This window comes from Arthrobacter sp. TJ-270, from assembly GCF_058269075.1.
The window spans coordinates 17688-37552 of record NZ_JBZCNB010000009.1 but is presented as its reverse complement, the minus strand read 5'-3'; the positions used below and the strand labels follow the sequence as shown (position 1 = coordinate 37552).

At 64.2% G+C, this 19865-nt stretch carries 17 protein-coding genes and 1 riboswitch; of the genes, 10 read left to right on the top strand and 7 right to left on the bottom strand.

Annotation, left to right across the window (positions count from 1 at the left end; all coding sequences use genetic code 11):
- Nucleotides 1–28: 28 nt before the first annotated feature.
- A complete protein-coding gene (locus AC4D2M_RS14825) occupies nt 29–739 on the bottom strand; it encodes a hypothetical protein (RefSeq protein WP_490892661.1) in 711 nt (236 codons plus the stop codon).
- A 29-nt stretch (nt 740–768) separates the two neighbouring features.
- On the bottom strand, nt 769–1527 hold the full coding sequence (locus AC4D2M_RS14820) for a DUF5058 family protein (RefSeq protein ID WP_490892660.1): 759 nt from the start codon (nt 1525–1527) through the stop codon (nt 769–771).
- 138 nt (nt 1528–1665) lie between these two features.
- Between AC4D2M_RS14820 and AC4D2M_RS14815 the strand changes: the two genes are divergently transcribed.
- The 7 genes from AC4D2M_RS14815 to lipA all read left to right on the top strand — a co-directional run bounded on the left by AC4D2M_RS14815 (nt 1666) and on the right by lipA (nt 11193).
- Nucleotides 1666–2667 (top strand): Lrp/AsnC family transcriptional regulator, encoded by a 1002-nt coding sequence (locus AC4D2M_RS14815; RefSeq protein ID WP_490892659.1) that lies wholly within the window; start codon nt 1666–1668, stop codon nt 2665–2667.
- Between the two features lie 83 nt (nt 2668–2750).
- Nucleotides 2751–2848: riboswitch (glycine riboswitch) on the top strand.
- Nucleotides 2849–2993: 145 nt separating this feature from the next.
- On the top strand, nt 2994–5855 hold the full coding sequence (gene gcvP / locus AC4D2M_RS14810; RefSeq protein ID WP_490892777.1) for an aminomethyl-transferring glycine dehydrogenase: 2862 nt from the start codon (nt 2994–2996) through the stop codon (nt 5853–5855).
- Nucleotides 5856–5865: 10 nt separating this feature from the next.
- Nucleotides 5866–6999, top strand: coding sequence for a glycine cleavage system aminomethyltransferase GcvT (gene gcvT / locus AC4D2M_RS14805; RefSeq protein ID WP_490892658.1), 1134 nt, complete (start codon nt 5866–5868; stop codon nt 6997–6999).
- A gap of 42 nt (nt 7000–7041) precedes the next feature.
- A complete protein-coding gene (gene gcvH, locus AC4D2M_RS14800) occupies nt 7042–7425 on the top strand; it encodes a glycine cleavage system protein GcvH (RefSeq protein ID WP_490892657.1) in 384 nt (127 codons plus the stop codon).
- On the top strand, nt 7422–8744 hold the full coding sequence (gene glyA, locus AC4D2M_RS14795; RefSeq protein WP_490892656.1) for a serine hydroxymethyltransferase: 1323 nt from the start codon (nt 7422–7424) through the stop codon (nt 8742–8744). Before gcvH ends, glyA begins: the two co-directional genes overlap by 4 nt.
- 30 nt (nt 8745–8774) lie before the next feature.
- Nucleotides 8775–10172: an L-serine ammonia-lyase gene (locus tag AC4D2M_RS14790; RefSeq protein WP_490892655.1), complete on the top strand. Its 1398-nt coding sequence runs from the start codon at nt 8775–8777 to the stop codon at nt 10170–10172.
- 13 nt (nt 10173–10185) lie between these two features.
- A complete protein-coding gene (lipA, locus tag AC4D2M_RS14785; protein WP_490892654.1) occupies nt 10186–11193 on the top strand; it encodes a lipoyl synthase in 1008 nt (335 codons plus the stop codon).
- 13 nt (nt 11194–11206) lie between these two features.
- Here the strand turns inward: lipA and AC4D2M_RS14780 are convergent, their stop codons facing one another.
- A complete protein-coding gene (locus AC4D2M_RS14780; RefSeq protein ID WP_490892653.1) occupies nt 11207–11749 on the bottom strand; it encodes a DUF421 domain-containing protein in 543 nt (180 codons plus the stop codon).
- 186 nt (nt 11750–11935) lie between these two features.
- Between AC4D2M_RS14780 and AC4D2M_RS14775 the strand changes: the two genes are divergently transcribed.
- Together AC4D2M_RS14775 and AC4D2M_RS14770 are read left to right on the top strand one after the other, a co-directional pair.
- On the top strand, nt 11936–13009 hold the full coding sequence (locus tag AC4D2M_RS14775; RefSeq protein ID WP_490892652.1) for an alkene reductase: 1074 nt from the start codon (nt 11936–11938) through the stop codon (nt 13007–13009).
- Nucleotides 13010–13024: 15 nt separating this feature from the next.
- Nucleotides 13025–13729, top strand: a complete 705-nt coding sequence (locus tag AC4D2M_RS14770; RefSeq protein ID WP_490892651.1) for a YwaF family protein — start codon at nt 13025–13027, stop codon at nt 13727–13729.
- Here the strand turns inward: AC4D2M_RS14770 and AC4D2M_RS14765 are convergent.
- The 4 genes from AC4D2M_RS14765 to AC4D2M_RS14750 are packed head-to-tail and all read right to left on the bottom strand — an operon-like array spanning nt 13722 to nt 18845.
- The gene (locus tag AC4D2M_RS14765) at nt 13722–14534 is read right to left on the bottom strand and encodes a bifunctional allantoicase/(S)-ureidoglycine aminohydrolase (protein ID WP_490892650.1); all 813 of its coding nucleotides are present in this window, start codon (nt 14532–14534) and stop codon (nt 13722–13724) included. The genes AC4D2M_RS14770 and AC4D2M_RS14765 overlap by 8 nt on opposite strands.
- Nucleotides 14535–14543: 9 nt before the next feature.
- On the bottom strand, nt 14544–15809 hold the full coding sequence (locus AC4D2M_RS14760; protein ID WP_490892649.1) for a DUF6986 family protein: 1266 nt from the start codon (nt 15807–15809) through the stop codon (nt 14544–14546).
- Complete coding sequence (gene aceB, locus AC4D2M_RS14755) at nt 15810–17408, bottom strand: malate synthase A (protein ID WP_490892648.1); 1599 nt, start codon at nt 17406–17408, stop codon at nt 15810–15812.
- Between the two features lie 9 nt (nt 17409–17417).
- Nucleotides 17418–18845 (bottom strand): NAD-dependent malic enzyme, encoded by a 1428-nt coding sequence (locus AC4D2M_RS14750; RefSeq protein ID WP_490892647.1) that lies wholly within the window; start codon nt 18843–18845, stop codon nt 17418–17420.
- A gap of 235 nt (nt 18846–19080) precedes the next feature.
- Here AC4D2M_RS14750 and AC4D2M_RS14745 point away from each other — a divergent pair, with 235 nt between their 5' ends.
- A complete protein-coding gene (locus AC4D2M_RS14745; RefSeq protein ID WP_490892646.1) occupies nt 19081–19842 on the top strand; it encodes an IclR family transcriptional regulator in 762 nt (253 codons plus the stop codon).
- Nucleotides 19843–19865: the final 23 nt, after the last annotated feature.

Below are 19865 nucleotides of genomic sequence, written 5' to 3'. Positions count from 1 at the left end.
GGAACGTTCGGTCGACTGCTCACGGTGTTCAGGAGACGGGTTGGGTCTCCTTACGAGCAAACCAGGCGATGATGATCGTGGCGATGACCGAGATCGCTGTGGAGACCATCGCGAGTCCCGGCACCATCGGCAGCAGAACGAATTGCACCACCAGGACCACAGCGAAAGCGATCAGCGTCGGCCGCAGCTGCTTCATCGAGATGATGGCCTGAACGATGACTGCTCCCATGACCGCCGGCAGGACATAGAGGCGGGCGACGTCGGTTACCGCGGCCGGAACCACGCTGATCAGCCAGGTTCCCATGATTCCTACGAAAACCAGCAGCGACAGGAGGTGGACGGCCGCCGCTCCGCAGATGGCCATGATGGCGGCGAAGTTGCCGCGCTCCGTTCCGGGCTTGGCGCCGATGCTGGTCTGCGCAACGAGCACCGAGGGCAGGAGTTTGTTTGAGATGTTGCCGATCATGAATGCCTGGTACATCGCGGCAGGGCCCAGGATCGGGAAGTAGGTGATCGGCTCCACAAGCCAGATGACAAAGAAGGTGCCAAGGACGGCGGCGAGGGCGGTCCACAGCTGGGTGGCCGTTATGCCGAGGTTCCCGAACAGGACCAGATAGAGCGGTCCCGCCACGGAGATGAGCAGTCCGGCGATCATGGTCAGCCGCCCCCACCGGGAGGTTGTGCGGTCGAATTCCTGGAGATCAGCTGTGACCTGTTCAGGACTCAGTGTTGTGCTCATGGGATTGTTCCTTCCGGCCAATTGGGCGGTCACGCGACTGGTCCGAGACCGGCGCTGTGGGCGGTGTAGGCAACGACGAGGCCGGCGACGATGGCGAAGCCCAGCCCCCACTCGCGCAGCCAGACCCGGTTCAACCGCTTTGCCAGGTACAGGCAGACCGCCATGACCGCTCCCGCTGTAAGGAGGGTGATGAGGTGGGCGCTGCTCTTGGGGATTTCACCGATTCCGATAGAGATGAAGGCGGCAAGCAACGCTGCGGCCGGAACGACCGTCATGATCAGCGGGTTGACCTTCGCAAGTTTATGCTCGCCCCGCTTGAGCAGGGGAGTTGCAATCAGCGTAGTGAGCATCCACATCGCACCGCCGATGCTCATCGCGAAGAACGCGACCGCAAAGACCTGCTGAGTGTATGTGGCCCCGCCCAGGGTGGCATCCATGGTCGTCGCGGCGATGTTGGCGGCACCGGTCTCGTAGGCGGCCGATCCGATCAGTCCGATCCGCACAAGGACGGCCGGCGTACCGAAGAGTGCCAGCAGCGCAATCGCGACGAGCACGACGGCGAGTGACGGTCCGATCGCTGCAACAGCGCCGGAGCGGAACGACGTTTTAAGTTCGGCGCCGCTGATCCCCGCTGCGGGAGCCGCCTTCCGTGCGGCGCGAATGTAGATGATGGATTGAAGAATGATGACGGCGAATACGCCGAGTGCACACGCCCACAGCACGGGCATGTTGGCGATGGAGAGAATGTTCGTCGAGCTGCCATTCTCCACGATCTGGGTGGGCGTCATGGGGAGCCTTCCGGGTAAGTCACTGACGGGTAGAACACTTGTTATTCATTGTGAAGTGAGCTGCACCACATGAACCGAAATCCCTGATAATTTACAAACCGGAGGATTTTTCTGAAGAAAGCGATCACGGAGGCAAGCATGGATCTCGATGAAGAGGACCTGCGGCTCATCAACGCACTACAGATCGGCCCCCGGCTGCCATGGACAGTTGTCGGCGAGGCACTGGGCAGGCATCCCACCTCCCTTGCCGCACGGTGGGACCGCCTGGTGGCGGCCGGAGCGGCCTGGATTACGGCACATCCCGTCGGCCGCCCGGACCAGATGTCCCTGTCGTTCCACGACGTGCAGTGTGATCCAGCCCGACGGGAGGATGCGGTGCGCGCCATCGCCGCAATCCCGGATGTCTTCACTATCGAAGAGTGTTACCGGAACCGGGACATGATGCTGACAGTCATCACCCCAACCCCGACCTGGCTGGTCGAATTCGTGTACCCGCAACTGGACCAGGTACCCGGTCTGACTCGATACGAGACATCGTTCTGCACGAAGCTGCACTATGGCGCGTACAGCTGGCGGCTCGACACGCTGACCCCCGGCCAGCGGACAACACTCCTACATGCGGCCGGCGTTCGTGCCCCCCACCGTGGCGCGCTCCCGCCAAAGTACCGTCCGATCATTCAGGAGCTGAGCCGCAACGGTCGCGCCACCGCAGCCGAGATCGCGGAGGTAGTCGGCCTGCACCCGGCGACTGCCCGGCGGCAACTCCAGAAAATACTGGACGCCGGCGTCCTGTCCTTTCGCTGTGAGGTGGCCAACGGGCTGGTCGGGTACCCCATCATCTGCCAGTGGTTCGCGCGCCTTCCGGCCAGCCGGCACGACGACGCCGCGGCGCAACTGGGATCCTTCGGCGCCTTACGCCTGTGCGCCTCCACCACCGGTGCGACGAACTTCATGTTCATGATGTGGCTGCGCACGGCCGCCGACATCATGGCAGTCGAACAGACTGCGGCAGAGCGCATCCCCGACCTCGAGCTGGTTGAAAGCGTCGTGATCGCCAACGTCCGCAAGCGGGTAGGCTGGATGCTTAACCGGGATGGCACCGCGACAGGCGAGGTCATCGTACCGGGCGATGCCTGGTGAACCGGTGACCAGCACCGGCTTGCGTGAACCTTCAAGTAACCGGTATGGTGTGAAGCGTGTCACCCTCAAGTGATGCGTGCCTTGGATCCGCGGCGGGAGAGTCCTGCCGGTACGTTCAGCAGGCGCCGTAGGAGCAAATCCTCCCCAGGAATCTCTCAGGCCCACGTACCGCCGCGGCGAGGCAACTCTGGAAAGCAGTCCGGGTAACCGGACTCACCGACGGTGCAAGTGAGGCCTGGCAACAACAGGCAACGCGGAAACTCTCAGGTCCAATACAGAGCGGGGAGGAACCCAGATCATCGTGGTGCAAACGCATCACCTGAATGATGGAGTTCCTCGTGACGATCCACTCATCCCGTTCAACCTTCGCAGACCGCCATATCGGTTCCCGCCGCAAGGCCGACATCGACACCATGCTCAAGGCCGTCGGCTACGACAGCCTCGATGGCCTCGTCGACAGCGCCGTCCCCGATTCCATCCGGCAGGACAAACCCCTCAGCTTGGACAGCGCCCTCAGCGAAGTCGAGGTGCTTACAGCGCTGCGCAGCCTGGCCGCCAAGAACAAAACCGCCGTCCAGATGATCGGCCAGGGCTACTACGACACGGTCACTCCTCCGGTCATCCGCCGAAACGTCCTTGAAGCCCCCGCCTGGTACACGGCCTACACGCCGTACCAGCCGGAAATTTCCCAGGGCCGGCTTGAGGCGTTGCTGAACTTCCAGACGATGGTTCAGGACCTCACCGCACTTCCGGTTGCGAACGCCTCCCTCCTCGATGAAGCCACCGCTGTCGTCGAGGCCGTGCTGCTGATGCGGCGCGCGAACAAGAACAAGACCGCACGTGATGGCAAGACCGTCCTCGACGCCGACTCCCTGCCGCAGACCATCGCCGTCGTGCTGGGCCGCGCGGAAGCTCTGGGTTTCGAGGTCGAGGTAGCTGACCTCTCGGAAGGACTGCCCGACGGCGACATCAACGGCGTCGTCCTCCAGCAGCCGGGCGTCTCCGGCCGCGTGTGGGACCAGTCCGCCGTCATTGCCGAGGCGAAAGACCGCGGCGCGCTGGTGACCGTAGCCGCGGACCTTCTGGCCCTCACCCTGATCACCCCTCCGGGCGAGCAGGGCGCGGACATCGCCGTCGGCTCCAGCCAGCGCCTGGGCGTCCCCCTGTTCTTCGGCGGGCCGCATGCCGCGTACATGGCGGTGCGCGAGGGCATGGAGCGTACGCTTCCGGGACGCATCGTCGGCGTTTCCAAGGACAACGCCGGGGTCCCCGCCTACCGCCTGGCCCTGCAGACCCGCGAGCAGCACATCCGCCGCGAAAAGGCCACGTCCAATATCTGCACCGCGCAGGCCCTGCTGGCCATCGTCTCCTCGTTCTACGCCGTCTACCACGGCCCTGATGGGCTCAAGGCCATCGCGGAGACCGTCCATAACAACGCCCGGGCACTGGCGACCACGCTCAGGGCTGCCGGCTGGGAGCTGATAAGCGGTTCCTTCTTCGACACCCTCACCGTCCGCGCACCGGGCGATGCCTCCAAGGTCATCTCCGCGGCCGAAGCACGCGGGATAAACCTCCGCTTCATCGACGCCGACACCGTCGGCATCTCAGTCGATGAAACGACGACGCCGGAAAGCCTCTCCGCCGTGTCCGCCGCCTTCGGTGCCGGTCCGGTGAAGGAACCCCAGGGGTTCGAACTGCCCGGCACGGTGCTGCGCACCTCCGAATACCTGCAGCATCCGGTGTTCAACACGCACCGCTCGGAGACCCAGCTGCTGCGCTACATCCGCAGGCTCTCCGACCGGGACCTGGCACTGGACCGCACCATGATCCCGTTGGGCTCCTGCACCATGAAGCTCAACGCCACCGCCGAGATGGAAGCCATCTCCTGGCCGGAATTTGCCTCAATCCACCCGTTCGCGCCGGACTCCCACACTGAAGGCTGGCGTGAACTGATTTCGGGGCTGGAAACCGACCTCGCCGAAATCACCGGCTATGACCAGGTCTCCATCCAGCCCAACGCCGGCTCCCAGGGCGAGCTCGCCGGGTTGCTGGCCATCCGCGGCTACCATTCCTCCCGCGGGGAAGCCCAGCGCAACGTCTGTCTGATCCCGGCCTCCGCTCACGGCACCAACGCGGCCTCCGCCGTCCTGGCCGGCATGAAGGTTGTCGTCGTGGCCACGGCTGCGGACGGCACCATCGACCACGCGGACCTGGACGCCAAGATCGAGACCAACAGGGATGCACTCTCGGCAATCATGATCACCTACCCGTCCACGCACGGCGTCTACGACGCGGATGTGCGCGAGGTTTGCGACGCCGTGCACGCCGCGGGCGGGCAGGTCTACGTCGACGGCGCCAACCTGAACGCCCTCGTTGGGCTGGCACAGCCGGGCAAGTTCGGCGGCGACGTCTCCCACCTGAACCTGCACAAGACATTCTGTATCCCGCACGGCGGCGGTGGACCGGGCGTCGGACCCGTGGCTGCAAAGGCCCACCTGGCACCGTTCATGCCGGGTGACGCCAACCGCGGAGGTACCAACACGGCCGGCGTTCCGATCTCGGCGTCGCGCTTCGGCTCCGCTGGAGTGCTGCCGATCTCCTGGGCATACGTAAAGCTCATGGGCGGTGCAGGTCTGACCGAGGCCACCAAATCGGCCCTGGTGGCGGCGAACTACGTCGCCTCGCGGCTGGGTGAGTACTTCCCCGTGCTCTACACGGGTGAAAGCGGACTCGTGGCGCACGAATGCATTCTGGACCTGCGCGAACTCACGGCGCGCACGGGAGTCACGGCCGAGGACGTCGCCAAGCGCCTGATCGACTTCGGGTTCCATGCCCCCACGCTGTCCTTCCCTGTGGCAGGAACGCTGATGGTGGAACCCACCGAGTCCGAGGATGTGGCGGAGATCGACCGTTTCATCGAAGCCATGATCGTCATCCGGCAAGAAATGGAGCAGGTGGCCGACGGTGACTTCTCCGTCGAGGACTCGCCGTTGCGCAACGCACCGCACACGGCTGCCGCCGTCGTCTCCTCCGACTGGGCACGCTCATACCCGCGTGAGCAGGCAGCGTTCCCCGTCTCCTCCTTGACCCGGGACAAGTACTTCCCGCCCGTTGGCCGCGTTGACGGCGCCGCGGGTGACCGCAACCTCGTCTGCTCCTGCCCTCCGCTCACAGCTTTTGAGAACTAAGGATTCCACGATGACTGAGAACTACACATCGCTCTATGACCAGCACAAGGTGGCCGGCGCCTCCTTCACCGATTTCGGTGGCTGGCAGATGCCTCTGAAGTACAGCTCCGAACTGTCCGAGCACCACGCCGTGCGCAAGGCTGCCGGCCTGTTTGACCTGTCCCACATGGGCGAAGTCTGGGTGAGCGGCCCGGACGCCGGCGCCTTCCTTGACTACGCGCTGGCCGGCAAGTTGTCGACGGTGCCCGTGGGCAAAGCCAAGTACTCACTGATCTGCCAGGAAGACGGCGGCATCATCGATGACCTCATCTCCTACCGCCGCGGCGAGGAGAAGTACCTTGTGGTGCCGAACGCCGGCAACGCCGCAGTGGTCGCGACGGCACTGGCCGAAAGGTCGGCCCGTTTCGACGTGATCGTCAACGATGTCTCAGCCGAAACATCCCTGATCGCCGTCCAGGGTCCCAACACCGAGGCCATCCTGCTGACGCTGGTCCCGGCCGAGCAGCACCACCTCGTCACGGAGCTCAAGTACTACGCCGCTGTTGAAGTGGGGATCACGGTCAACGGCACTGTTCAGCAGCTTCTCCTTGCCCGCACCGGATACACCGGTGAGGACGGCTTTGAGATTTACGTTTCCAACGTCGATGCTCCGGCCCTGTGGGAAGCGCTTTTGGAAACCGGCGCTGACGAGGGCCTTATTCCTGCCGGTCTTGCATGCAGGGACTCACTGCGCCTCGAGGCGGGCATGCCGCTCTACGGCAACGAGCTTTCCCGTGAGGGCAACCCCTACGCCGCAGGCCTCGGCCCGGTCATCTCGCTGGCCAAGGAATCGGACTTCATCGGCAAGACCGCGTTGGCCGAGCTCAAGGCGGCCGGTGCCGGCTCCACCACCGGCCGCAAGCTCGTGGGCCTCAAGGGCCTGGGCCGCCGAGCCGGCCGTAGCCACTACCCCGTCCTCAAGGACGGCAACGTTGTCGGCGAAGTGACCTCAGGGCAGCCCTCCCCCACCCTTGGATATCCGATCGCCATGGCGTATGTCGACGTCGAGCATGCCGAAGCGGGCACTGCCCTGGACATCGACCTGCGCGGCAAGGCCGAACCCTTCGAAGTTGTGTCGCTGCCGTTCTACAAGCGCCAAAAATAGCTCCGGCTGCATTCAAACGAACTCCAAACGTAAAGGAAAAATATGAGCAAGGTTATTGCTGAACTGAAGTACTCCGCGGAGCACGAGTGGGTTGCCGGGGACGGATCCGGCCCAGTTACGATCGGCATCACCGCCGTGGCCACCGATGCCCTCGGCGACATCGTGTACGTCGATCTCCCTGAGGTCGGGGACACCGTCACGGCCGGCGAAACCTGCGGTGAGGTGGAGTCCACCAAGTCCGTATCGGACCTGTATGCCCCCGTTACGGGCGAGGTCATCGAAACCAACGCAGATGTGGTTGTGAATCCGGAGCTGATCAACAGCGATCCGTACGGTGCAGGCTGGCTCTTCAAGGTAACCGTGGCCGAAGAAGGCCCCCTGATGTCTGCCGAAGAGTACGCGGCAGCAAACGGCGGCGAACTGTGAACCCCGCCGCCGCCACTGCGGCTTTCGAGCAGGTTGTCTCACCGTCGCTCAACGCACAACTGTCCGACCTGGATCCGGAAATCGCCGCCAAGATCGATGACGAGCTGAACCGCCAACGCACCGGCCTCGAGATGATCGCCTCCGAGAACCACACGGCCGCGGCCGTGATGCAGGCGCAGGGCTCCGTGCTGACCAACAAGTACGCCGAAGGCTACCCCGGCAAGCGGTATTACGGCGGTTGTGAACACGTGGACGTCATCGAGCAGCTGGCCATCGACCGTCTGAAAGCCCTCTTCGGCGCGGAGTACGCCAACGTACAGCCGCACTCCGGCGCACAGGCCAACGCTTCGGTGATGCACGCGCTGATCAAGCCTGGGGACACCATCATGGGCCTGAACCTGGCCCACGGCGGGCATCTGACGCACGGCATGCGGATCAACTTCTCCGGCAAGCTGTACAACGTCATTCCGTATCAGGTCCGCGAAGACGACCACCGGATCGACATGGCCGAGGTGGAGCGCCTGGCACAGGAGCACAAGCCGCAGCTGATCGTGGCCGGCTGGTCTGCATACGCCCGTCAACTGGACTTCGCCGAGTTCCGCCGTATCGCCGACTCCGTGGGCGCGTACCTCATGGTCGACATGGCGCACTTCGCCGGTCTCGTGGCCGCAGGGCTGCACCCCTCCCCGGTGCCGCACGCGCATGTCACCACCTCCACCACGCACAAGACCCTGGCCGGTCCGCGCGGGGGCATCATCCTGAGCAACGACGCCGCCATCGCCAAGAAGATCAACTCGGCGGTGTTCCCCGGCCAGCAGGGCGGACCGCTGGAACATGTCATCGCAGGCAAGGCGGTTGCCTTCAAGATCGCCGCCTCGCCGGAGTTCAGGGAACGTCAGGAGCGAGTCCTGGCCGGGGCCCGCATCCTCGCCGACCGCCTGGTCCAGCCCGACGTCACTTCCAAGGGAATCAACGTCATCTCTGGCGGAACCGACGTGCACCTGGTCCTGGTCGACCTGCGCAACTGTGAACTGAATGGGCAGCAGGCAGAGGACCGGCTCGCGGAAATAGACATCACGGTGAACCGCAATGCCGTGCCCTTTGACCCGCGTCCGCCGATGGTTACCTCCGGGCTGCGCATCGGCACTCCGGCACTGGCTACCCGTGGCTTTGGCGGAGCAGCTTTCGCGGAGGTCGCTGACATCATCGCCGAAGCATTAGTTGCCGACGCCGGCGCGGACCTGTCGGGCTTGCGTGCCCGGGTGGAGGCACTCGCGAATGCGCACCCGCTTTACCCTCGCGTCTCAAACCTCGCCTGAGAGCGGATCCTACCCAAGTAAGGAACGACCATGGCTGTTGGAGTATTCGACCTCTTTTCCATCGGGATAGGACCCTCAAGCTCACACACGGTGGGCCCCATGCGGGCTGCTGCGGTGTTCGTGGAGGAACTCAAGGCCAGCGGCAAGCTGGTTCACGTCAAGTGGCTGCGTGTGGACCTCTACGGTTCACTCGCGGCGACCGGCCACGGTCACGGCACCATGACAGCGATCCTGCTCGGCCTGGAGGGTTACCATCCCGAGGTCATCCTGCCTGATGAGGTTGAAGAGCGCCTGGCAGTCATCTCGGAGACCGGGACGCTGCAACTGGGCGGCGCCGTTTGCCTGCCATACGGGGTCAAGGACATGGTGCTGCGTCCGCTCACCGTGCTTCCGCGGCACACGAACGGTATGACGTTCACTGTGTACGACGGCGAGGGCACCGCCCTTGCCGCGGAAACGTTCTACTCCGTCGGCGGCGGCTTCATCCTCCGCGAAGGCGAGGAGGCCAGCGCCCGACAGGAGTTGGAGGAGACGAAGCAGGAGCTCCCGCGCCCCTTCCGTACCGCCGCCGGGTTGCTGGAGCATTGCAGACTGGCCTCACTCAACATCAGTGAGGTCATGCTGATCAACGAAGAGGTTTCCCGGTCGGAGGAGGACATTCGCGCCGGCCTGCTGCACATCTACTCGGTCATGGAGAGTTGTGTGGAAAGTAGCCTCAAGCGCGAAGGCTTGCTGCCCGGCGGGCTGAAGGTCCGCCGTCGTGCTCCGGACTGGCATGAGCGGCTTCTGAAGGAGGACAAGGACCGAGACCCAAAGTATTGGCAGGAATGGGTCAACCTGGTGGCCTTGGCCGTCAATGAGGAAAACGCATCCGGCGGCAGAGTGGTCACCGCTCCCACCAACGGGGCCGCCGGCATCATCCCTGCCGTGCTGTACTACGCGCTGCACTTCGCGCCCGGTATGGAAAACCCCACGCAGGAGGACCGCGACGACGTCGTGGTGAAGTTCCTGCTGACTGCCGGCGCCGTCGGGGTGCTCTACAAGGAGCAGGCTTCCATATCCGGAGCCGAGGTGGGCTGCCAGGGTGAGGTGGGCTCGGCGTCGTCCATGGCAGCGGCCGGCCTCGCCGAGGTGATGGGCGGGACCCCGGAGCAGGTGGAAAACGCCGCGGAGATCGCCATGGAACACAACCTGGGCCTGACCTGTGATCCGATCGGCGGACTGGTGCAGGTCCCCTGCATCGAACGCAACGCGATCGCTGCTGCCAAGGCAATCAACGCGGCCAAAATGGCCCTCTGGGGTGACGGTACGCACCGGGTATCACTGGACGAGGTGATCGTGACCATGCGCGAGACCGGCAAGGACATGAGCTCCAAATACAAGGAAACGGCTCTGGGCGGCCTCGCCGTCAACGTCGTCGAATGCTGAAGGAAGAGAACCCATGACACTGGCACCAGAAGGCCGCAAGCTGCTCCGCGTTGAACAGCGCAACTCAGCAGTACCGGTGGAACGCAAACCTGAATGGATCAAAGCGAAAGTCCAGATAGGGCCGGAATACGTCCAGCTCAAGAACCTCGTGAAGAAGGAGGGTCTCCATACTGTCTGTGAGGAGGCCGGCTGTCCCAACATCTTCGAGTGCTGGGAGGACAAGGAAGCCACGTTCCTCATCGGCGGGTCTGAATGCACCCGGCGCTGCGACTTCTGTCAGATCGATACCGGCAAGCCCTCCCCCGTGGACAGGTTCGAGCCCACCAAGGTGGCGCGCTCGGTCAAGGCCATGCAACTACGCTACGCCACCGTCACCGGTGTGGCCCGCGACGATCTCGAGGACGAGGGGGTCTGGCTATACGCCGAGACCGTCCGCAAGATCCACGAGCTGAACCCAGGCACCGGCGTCGAACTCCTGATCCCGGACTTCTCAGGTAAACCGGAGCACATCGAGGCGATCTGTGACTGCAGGCCCGAAGTCTTCGCGCACAACGTGGAGACGGTGCCGCGGATTTTCAAGCGAATCCGTCCCGCCTTCCGGTACGAGCGGTCACTGGACGTTCTCACCCAGGGGCGGAACCTCGGCATGGTCACGAAGTCCAATCTGATTCTGGGCATGGGAGAGACGAGGGAGGAGATTTCGCAGGCACTCCGCGATCTCCACGAGGCAGGCTGCGACCTGATCACCATCACCCAGTACCTGCGTCCGAGCGAACGCCATCTTCCCGTCGACCGCTGGGTCAAGCCGCAGGAGTTCGTGGACATTCAACAGGAGGCGGACGAGATCGGCTTCCTGGGTGTCATGTCCGGCCCGCTGGTGCGCTCTTCCTACCGCGCGGGCCGACTGTGGGCCACCGCGATGCGCAAAAAGGGCCGGGCCATCCCCGCCGAACTCGCGCACATCGAAAGTTCCGGCAGCACCCGCCAGGAAGCCCGCTCGATTCTGGCCGCGCACGGCTGAGTTCTTAAGCCGGTCAGCGCTCCAGAGGTCCAGGCTTGAGCAGCACAGCCGGCAGCCGGTCGGCATCCCGTACGGCGGTCAGAAGCTCAGGGTCTATCAGTTCTCCACGCCGCAGCACGCTGACCGCGCCCGTAGATTCAAGTATCACGCAAGCCACTTCCGAGGTATCCCGGATCCCGGCCAACCGCAGCTTTGCGTACAGGTCCTCCTCGACAATGTGGGCACGCACCAGGTTCTCGTGAAGAATCTCCTGGCCTGCCATGAGCAAAATCGGACTATTGCTCACCGCGGACGCACCCAGACGGGTTCTGCGCAGCTGCCCAGCAGCTGCCTGCAGGGTGAATAGCGTTGCAATCCCAAGGGCGCCGGCAGCAAGGGTCGGGGTGTAACCGAGGATTGCCCTGCCCGCCACCGCTCCCATCGCAATGACCGCAGCCAGGTCGAAGCTTGACATGGTCGCCATGGTGCGTTGTCCCAGCAATCTGATCAAGATCAGGAACGTGCAGTAGATTCCCACCGCCGAGAGCACGACATACAGAGCTTCCGCTGGGCTCACCGCCAGACTGGACCACATAGAACTTCCTCCTGCTGGTTACCGCCGACCATCCACTCAGCCCGCTGTCCAATGCGTCTTCCAGCCTACGGCGCACTAGCCTTCGCATGTGATCCACGTCCCACCCGGAATAGCTTCTCCCGCAACGGTGCTTCATCCTATGAATGCTTTCGTGAAAGGACCTCCCGCATGCTGTTCTCCCCGATCACCCTTGGCGAGCTGAAACTGCCCAACCGCCTCGTCATGGCGCCGCTTACCCGCTGCCGTTCCGGCGAGGACGGTGTTCCCGGGCCCATCGTGGTCGAGCACTACCGTCAGCGCGCATCCCTTGGGCTGATCGTCAGCGAGGGGACGTATCCCAGCCACGCCGGCCAGGGCTTTCCTGGCCAGCCGGGACTGGTGACCGAGGAACAGCTTGAAGGCTGGTCACGGGTCACTGACGCCGTTCATGCTGAAGGCGGCCGCATCTTCGCTCAGGTCATGCACGCGGGTCGCGTCACCCACGGGGACACCAATGGCGGCCGTACCGTCGTCGGCCCAAGCCCCATCGCTATCGATGGCCTGACCCGCACCTACAAGGGCAAGCAGCCCTACCCGGTGCCGCATGCGTTGACGCCCGCGGAGATTCAGGGCGTCATTCAGGAGTTCGTCCAGGGCTCACTCAACGCCATCAAGGCCGGGTTCGACGGCGTCGAGATGCACTCCGCCAACGGTTACCTTCTCCACGAATTCCTCTCCCCCGCTGCCAACCAGCGCGATGATGAGTACGGCGGCTCGCCTGAGAACCGGGTGAGGTTCGTTGTCGAGGTAGTGAAGGCAGTCGCCGAAGCAGTCGGCGCAGAGCGCGTGGGCATCCGCATCTCTCCGGAACACAACGTCCAGGGCGCAACCGAACTCGACCATGAGGATCTCCGCCGCACCTACTCACTGCTGACGCAGGCTATTTCACCGCTGGGCCTGGCGTATCTCAGCGTGCTGCATAAGGAGCCCGCCGGTGAGCTCGTCCGGGAACTGCGCGAACAGTTCGACGGCGCGTTCCTGCTGAACACAGGGTTCGGCATCATGACCACGCGGGATGAGGCGATCGCACTGGTCGAGAACGACCTGGCCGACGCCGTCGTCGTCGGCCGTCCGGCCATCGCCAATCCCGACCTGGTGCGTCGCTGGAAGGAAGACCTGCCGGTCAACGAACCGGACATGGCAACCTTCTACACCAGCGGCGCCGAGGGCTACACGGACTACCCCGCCTACCAGCCGGCTTAACCTTAGGCTGTCACCATGGATTTGCCTTGGGCGGTCCGGGTATTCACCCCGTACGGAATCACGCACTGGGGCCTCCTGGTTGTAGTCACCGTCGGTTCGGCACTGCTGGTGATCCTCGGGCGTCGATACCGGTGCAGCCCCGGCAGCCGTACCTTCTCACGTGCGTTCGCCTCGGTGCTCCTGGCGTACGCGTTGACGATGCTGGTCTTCCGGCTCCAACCTTCCCAATGGGACATTGATTCCTCGTTGCCGCTGCACATTTCGGACCTCGCCTGGATGGTGACTGTCTACGCCCTGTGGACCCGGCGGAAATGGGCTTTCTCGATGACTTACTACTGGGGGCTTACCCTGATCCCGCAGGCGATGATCACTCCTGCTGTCAGACCCGGTTTTCCGGATATCTACTTCATCGACTACTGGGTCCAGCACGCTTTGGTGTTCTGGGCAACCGTATATCTCACCTGGGGTCTCGGAATGCGGCCGAACTGGCGCGGTTACGCCACGGTTGTGACGGCCACCCTTGTGTGGGCTGTGCTGGTGTTCGGGTTCAACGCGATCGCCGGGACGAACTACGGTTTTCTCAACGCCAAGCCTCCCGATGCCTCAGTGCTGGACCTGATGGGAGATTGGCCCTGGTACCTGGCCGTTGAAGTTGCCGTCGCCCTCACCCTTTGGGCACTGATCACCTGGCCCTGGACGCGAAAGCCCCTGGTCAGGTGAGCTTGATCTGCCGGTTCACGTCCTTGTACAGCAGGTACCGGAAATTGGACGGCCCGCCCGCGTAGCAGGCCTGGGGGCAAAAGGCCCGAAGTGACATGTAGTCGCCCTCCTGGACCTCCACCCAGTCCTGGTTGAGCCGGTACACGGCCTTGCCTTCCAGCACGTAGAGGCCATGCTCCATGACGTGGGTCTCTGCGAAGGGAATGACAGCGCCGGGTTCGAAGGTGACCACGTTGATGTGCATGTCGTAGGCCATGTCATCGGTCGGCAGCATGCGGGTGGTGCGCCACTTGTTCTCCGTGCCGGGCATCGCGCCGGGCTCGATGTCCTGCTCGTTGCCCACACGCGCTTTCGGGGTGTGCCCGGCGAGCGGCTGGTAGGCCTTGCGGATCCACTGGAACTTCGCGGGCTCCGGCGCGGAATTGGACACCTCCCAGTCGGCACCCGGCGGGACGAACGCGAAGCCGCCCGGCGTGAGGTCGTGGAGTTCGCCGTCGAGTTTGACGGTGAGCGTGCCCTCGAGGAGGAACACGAAGGACTCGACTCCGGCCTCGGGTTCGGGGTCAGTGGATCCGCCGCCCTGCGATACCTCCACGAGGTACTGGGCGAACGTCGTCGCGCCGCCGGCCACCGGGCGGTTCAGGATCCAGGTGCGGGTTCCCGTCCATTCAGGGAGTTCGCTCACCACGATGTCGCGAAGGACCCCACGGGGAATCACGGTGTAGGCCTCGGTGACGACGGCGCGTCCGGTCAGCAGGTCCGTCTGCGGAGGCAGTACGGATTCGGGTGCGTAGTAGTTGCTCAACGTTAGTCCTTAGATGTTCTCAGCTGTTTCAGGAAGTTTCCGCGGATGCGCGAGGGCTTCCAGGTCGGGAAGGGATATGCCGGACAGATCGTTCACTTCGGCCTCGGTGACGGCGCCGCAGAGCACGCCGCGGTGGACGAAGCGGGCAAGGGCCCGGGCGGTTGCCGGCTCATCGAGGATCGCGCTCTCGATCCGGTGCACGTAGTTCCGAAGCCGCGTGGCCGCTGCCGGAAGGCCCTCCCGGTAGAACGCGTACGTGGCGATGAACCGGCTGGGCAGCTGCGCAGGGTGCAGGTCCCACCCCTGGTAGTAGCCGCGTTCCAGCGAGCGCCGCACCAGCCGGGCGTGCAGTGCCCATGCCGCAGACACCTCGGCGTCGGTGCCGACGGGCAGGATGTTGGTCGACCCATCCGACAGCCGGACACCGGTGCCCGCGACCGCCACCTGCATGACCTGCTTGGCATAGTCGGCCGCAGGGTGCTCCATCGACTGGTAGGCGGCGGCAATCTGCAGCGAATCGCTGTAGTCGTACGTGCCGTAGTGCAGGGCGGATACCCGGCCCTGCGCGCGGTGAAGCAGTTGTGCAACAGGCACGGTGCCGTCGGCAGCCAGGATCAGCTGCGGCGTTTCCATCTGCACCTCGAACCGGAGCCTTCCTGACGGAAGGCCATGCACGGCTTCGAGTCGCTCGCATGCGAACACCATGGCCTCGACCTGTGCCACCGTCGACACCTTCGGCAGTGTCAGCACCAGGCCCTCGGGAAGCGGACCTTCAGCGAGCAGTCCGCCCACAAAGAGATCCAGCGTCCGCAGCGCACGACGGCGGGTCGGCTCCTCGAAGCATTTGAAGCGGATGCCGATGAACGGCGGCGCGATCCCGTCGCGCACAGCCCGTGCAACAGCGATGGCTGCGCGGGCAGCGTCGGCGTCCTCTTCGTCGTCGGGCCGGTCGCCGTACCCGTCCTCGAAGTCGAGCCGCAGGTCCTCGATCGGCTCGGCGGTGAGCTTCGCGCTCACCAGCGTGCCGACGTCGTCGTTCACGTTCAAAGTGCTGCACAGCGCGCCCATGCCGCCGGCGCGTTCGACGGCGGCGATCGCCTCACGCCCCCAGTCGACCGGGAGCGAAGGCTGATAGCGGTCGGCCGGAACATACACCGTATGCACGGGCTGCCGCGCGCCGCTGTCGCCGGGATAGTTGAAGCGCAGGAGGCGATCGGTGTCCGTGAGTTTAGAGTCGATCGCGGCATAGTCGTCGAAACCGAGAGCGAACTCCACTCAGCTCACCAACTCATAGGCGGGGAGGGTGAGGAAATCCGTGTAGTCCTCGGAGACGCAGATGTCTGCGATGAGGCGGCTTGCCGGCTCGTAGAACCTGGTGAACGCTTCGTCGCCGACTTCGCCGTGAAGCCTCTCGGTTTCCTCCGCGAGGATCGAGTTCACGAGTTCGGGGGTGACCGTATTGCCGGTGTCGGCCAGCACCACCTTGTTCCGGATCTGCTGCCAGACCTGGGAGCGGGAGATTTCTGCCGTTGCTGCATCTTCCATCAGGTTGTGGATGGCGACTGCGCCGTTGCCGGAGAGCCACACCGCAACATAGGCGACGGCGACATACAGGTTGGCGCGCAGGCCCACCTCGGTGACGTCGCCGTCGGCGGATTCCACATCGAGGAGTTGCTCTGCAGTGACCTCGACCTCGGGTCGTTGGCGGTCAATCTGGTTCGGCTTATCGCCCAGCACGGCATCGAAGACCTCACGACACACCGGCACGAGGTCGGGGTGGGCAACCCAGGAGCCGTCGAAGCCGTCGTTTGCCTCGCGGGTCTTGTCGGCGCGGACCTTCTCGACGGCCTGGGCCGTGACTTCGGGTTCGCGGCGGTTGGGGATGAACGCGGCCATGCCGCCCATGGCGAACGCGCCGCGACGGTGGCAGGTCTTCACCAGAAGTTCGGTGTACGCCCGCATGAACGGAGCCGTCATGGCAACCGACGCGCGGTCAGGCAGGATGAAGGATTCACCGCCGTCGCGGAAGTATTTGATGATGCTGAAGAGGTAGTCCCAGCGGCCGGCGTTCAGCCCGGAGGCATGGTCGCGCAGTTCGTAGAGGATCTCGTCCATCTCGAACGCCGCCGGTATGGTCTCGATCAGCACGGTCGCGCGGATTGAGCCCTGCGGGACCCCGACGTAGTCCTGTGCGAACACGAAGAGGTCATTCCACAGGCGCGCCTCGAGGTGGCTCTCCAGCTTGGGCAGGTAGTAGTAGGGGCCGCTGCCGGTCTCGAGGAGGTGCCTGGCGTTGTGGAAGAAGTGCAGCCCGAAGTCCACCAGCGCACCGATGGCCGGTTTACCGTCGATCGTGATGTTCTTCTCGGGGAGGTGCCAGCCGCGTGGGCGGGCAACGACGACGGCGAGCGGCGCGTCCGTCCGCAGCGCATACTCCTTGCCCTCGGGCGAGGTGTAGCTCAGCGATCCGCGGGCCGCCCGGTACAGGTTCACCTGGGAATCAACGACGTTGTACCAAGTGGGCGAACTTGCATCCTCGAGGTCCGCAAGCCACACCTTGGCGCCCGAGTTGAGGGCATTGATGGCCATCTTGACCGGGGATGCCGGGCCGGTCATCTCCACGCGGCGGTCCTGAAGCTGCGGGGGTGCTGCCGCGACGGTCCAGTTGCCCTTGCGAATTTCGGCAGTCTCCGGAAGGAAGTCCAGCCTGCCGGTCTTCGCCACTTCCTCCCGGCGTTCCGCGCGGGCGGTCAGCCGCTCGTTCCGCGTTGTCAGGAACTCCTGGTGCAGCTTCTCGATGAACTGGAGCGCCTCCGGGGTGAGGATGGTCTCCGCGCCGTCGACCGGCGCCTTATCCGTGAGTTCGATAGACATGTCCTGCTCCTACTCTGCTGATACTGCGGCGGGGCTCTGATCCGCTGAACCGGCGGAGGGGTGAGCTGCTGCGGCAACCGCTGCGGCAACGTCGCCTGCGACGTGCGGATCAAAGACGCTGGGAATGATGAAGCTGGCGTTGAGTTCATCATCGTCCACCCGGGCGGCGATTGCGACAGCCGCGGCAACGAGCATTTCCGGCGTGATGTCGGAGGCGCCGGCGTCGAGCAGTCCCCGGAAGAAGCCCGGGAAGGCGAGCACGTTGTTGATCTGGTTCGGGAAGTCACTGCGGCCGGTGGCGACAACGGCGGCGTGGCGTGCGGCGATGATCGGGTCGATCTCGGGATCAGGATTGGCCATCGCGAAGACAATCGCCTGGTCAGCCATTGAAGCGACCTGCTCCTCGCCGAGGATGTTCGGGCCGCTGACGCCGATGAAGACGTCCGCACCGGCCAGCGCTTCATGGAGTGATCCGGCGAAGGCGTCCTGGTTGGTATTCTCCGCGATCCAGCGACGGTGCTCGTCGGTGTGGGTCTGCCCGCTGTGGATGGCGCCCTTGCGGTCACACGCGACGATGTTCTTCGCGCCCTGGGCCTGTAGCAGCTGGATGATGGCGGACCCGGCGGCGCCGACGCCCGAAACGACAATGCGCACGTTCTCGATTCGCTTGTCCACGACGCGGAGCGCGTTGGTGAGCGCGGCAAGAGTCACGATAGCGGTGCCGTGCTGGTCGTCGTGGAAAACCGGGATGTCCAGTTCCGCGCGGAGCCGGTTCTCGATTTCGAAGCAGCGCGGTGCAGCGATGTCTTCAAGGTTCACGCCGCCGTACACGGGCGCGAGCGCCTTGACGATGCTGATGATTTCCTCGGTGTCCTGGGTATCCAGACAGACGGGCCAGGCGTCCACGTTGGCGAACTGCTTGAACAGGGCGGCCTTGCCCTCCATCACGGGCAGCGCGGCAGCCGGGCCGATATTGCCGAGGCCCAGCACGGCCGAGCCGTCTGTGACCACAGCAATGGTGTTGCGCTTAACGGTCAGACGGCGGGCGTCGTCGGGATTTTCCGCAATGGCAAGACAAACGCGTGCGACGCCGGGAGTGTAGGCGCGGGAGAGATCGTCGCGGTTGCGCAGCGGAACCTTGGGGACGACTTCCAGCTTTCCGCCGAGGTGCATCAGGAAGGTGCGGTCGCTGAGCTTCTTGACGTGAACGCCGTCCAGCGCGTTGAGCGCATCGCGGACGCGCTCACCGTGCGCGGCGTCCGTGGTGTTGCAGCTGACATCCACCACGATGCTGTCGTGGTGCGACTCGGTGACATCGAGGGCTGTGATTGATGCGCCGGCAGAGCCGACGGCAGCGGCCAGCTCCGCAGTAGCGGTGAAGCTCGACGGCGCCTGGACGCGCAGGGTGATTGAGTAGCCGGGGCTAGGACTCGCCATTGAAGATCCTCCTGGGTGCGGCCGTTCCCGGCCTGCTCTGTGTTTCCGTATTATGGATATTATTATCTGTCTTACGGAAACACAAGCCGGTCTTCGTGTCATGGTCACCCCTCCTCCAGATGTCAACAACGAGGGGAAACTAGTTTCCATCAGGTGGAATTACGATATGGTTAGGGAAACTATGCACAGGGGTCGAGCTGAGCAGCGCGAGCGATCCAATGAGGAAGGAAATCCAATGGCTGAGAAGGCTGCAGGTGGCGGCGTCCAGTCGGTGGAGCGCGTATTCGAACTGCTGGAGTTGATCACCGATGCGGGCGGCGAGGTCACTCTAAGCGAGCTGTCCTCCTCCACAGACCTACCGCTGCCCACCATCCATCGGCTCCTGCGCACGCTGGTGATGAAAGGCTACGCCCGCCAGCTTCCCAACCGTCGCTACGCCCTTGGTCCGCGCTTGATCCGGCTGGGCGAGGGCGCCAACAAGCAGCTCGGCGCGCTGGCGCGTCCGCAGTTGAAGATGCTGGTGGACCGTCTGGGCGAGACCTCCAACATGGCGGTGCTCGATTCCGACATGGTCGTCTACATCGCCCAGGTACCTTCTTCGCACTCGATGCGTATGTTCACCGAAGTGGGGCGCCGGGCACACACCCATGACACCGGCGTCGGGAAAGCCATCCTGGCCCAGCTGGACAACGAGACCGTGCGCAACATCGTGACGCGGGCTGGGATGCCCACGCCCACCGAGAAGAGCATCAGTTCAGTTGATCAGCTGCTTGAGGAGCTGGACCAGATCCGCGAGCGCGGTTACTCGATCGACGAGCAGGAGCAGGAGCTCGGGGTCCGCTGTTTCGCGATGGCCGTGCCCAACGCTCCCACTCCGACCGCCATCTCGGTTTCCGGACCGATCTCCCGGGTGGATGAGGGGTTCGCTGACAAGGCCGTACCGCTGCTCCGATCCGCGGCGCAGGCCATCTCGGACGACCTCAATCTCGCCAGCTAGGTTCACGCAGGGCGGCGTATCAT

Excerpts from the sequence above, each read along its gene's own strand:
- AC4D2M_RS14825 (WP_490892661.1), bottom strand. The coding sequence starts at position 739 with ATGAGCACAACACTGAGTCCTGAACAGGTCACAGCTGATCTCCAGGAA.
- AC4D2M_RS14820 (WP_490892660.1), bottom strand. The coding sequence starts at position 1,527 with ATGACGCCCACCCAGATCGTGGAGAATGGCAGCTCGACGAACATTCTC.
- AC4D2M_RS14815 (WP_490892659.1), top strand. The coding sequence starts at position 1,666 with ATGGATCTCGATGAAGAGGACCTGCGGCTCATCAACGCACTACAGATC.
- gcvP (WP_490892777.1), top strand. The coding sequence starts at position 2,994 with ATGGAGTTCCTCGTGACGATCCACTCATCCCGTTCAACCTTCGCAGAC.
- gcvT (WP_490892658.1), top strand. The coding sequence starts at position 5,866 with ATGACTGAGAACTACACATCGCTCTATGACCAGCACAAGGTGGCCGGC.
- gcvH (WP_490892657.1), top strand. The coding sequence starts at position 7,042 with ATGAGCAAGGTTATTGCTGAACTGAAGTACTCCGCGGAGCACGAGTGG.
- AC4D2M_RS14790 (WP_490892655.1), top strand. The coding sequence starts at position 8,775 with ATGGCTGTTGGAGTATTCGACCTCTTTTCCATCGGGATAGGACCCTCA.
- lipA (WP_490892654.1), top strand. The coding sequence starts at position 10,186 with ATGACACTGGCACCAGAAGGCCGCAAGCTGCTCCGCGTTGAACAGCGC.
- AC4D2M_RS14775 (WP_490892652.1), top strand. The coding sequence starts at position 11,936 with ATGCTGTTCTCCCCGATCACCCTTGGCGAGCTGAAACTGCCCAACCGC.
- AC4D2M_RS14770 (WP_490892651.1), top strand. The coding sequence starts at position 13,025 with ATGGATTTGCCTTGGGCGGTCCGGGTATTCACCCCGTACGGAATCACG.
- aceB (WP_490892648.1), bottom strand. The coding sequence starts at position 17,408 with ATGTCTATCGAACTCACGGATAAGGCGCCGGTCGACGGCGCGGAGACC.
- AC4D2M_RS14750 (WP_490892647.1), bottom strand. The coding sequence starts at position 18,845 with ATGGCGAGTCCTAGCCCCGGCTACTCAATCACCCTGCGCGTCCAGGCG.
- AC4D2M_RS14745 (WP_490892646.1), top strand. The coding sequence starts at position 19,081 with ATGGCTGAGAAGGCTGCAGGTGGCGGCGTCCAGTCGGTGGAGCGCGTA.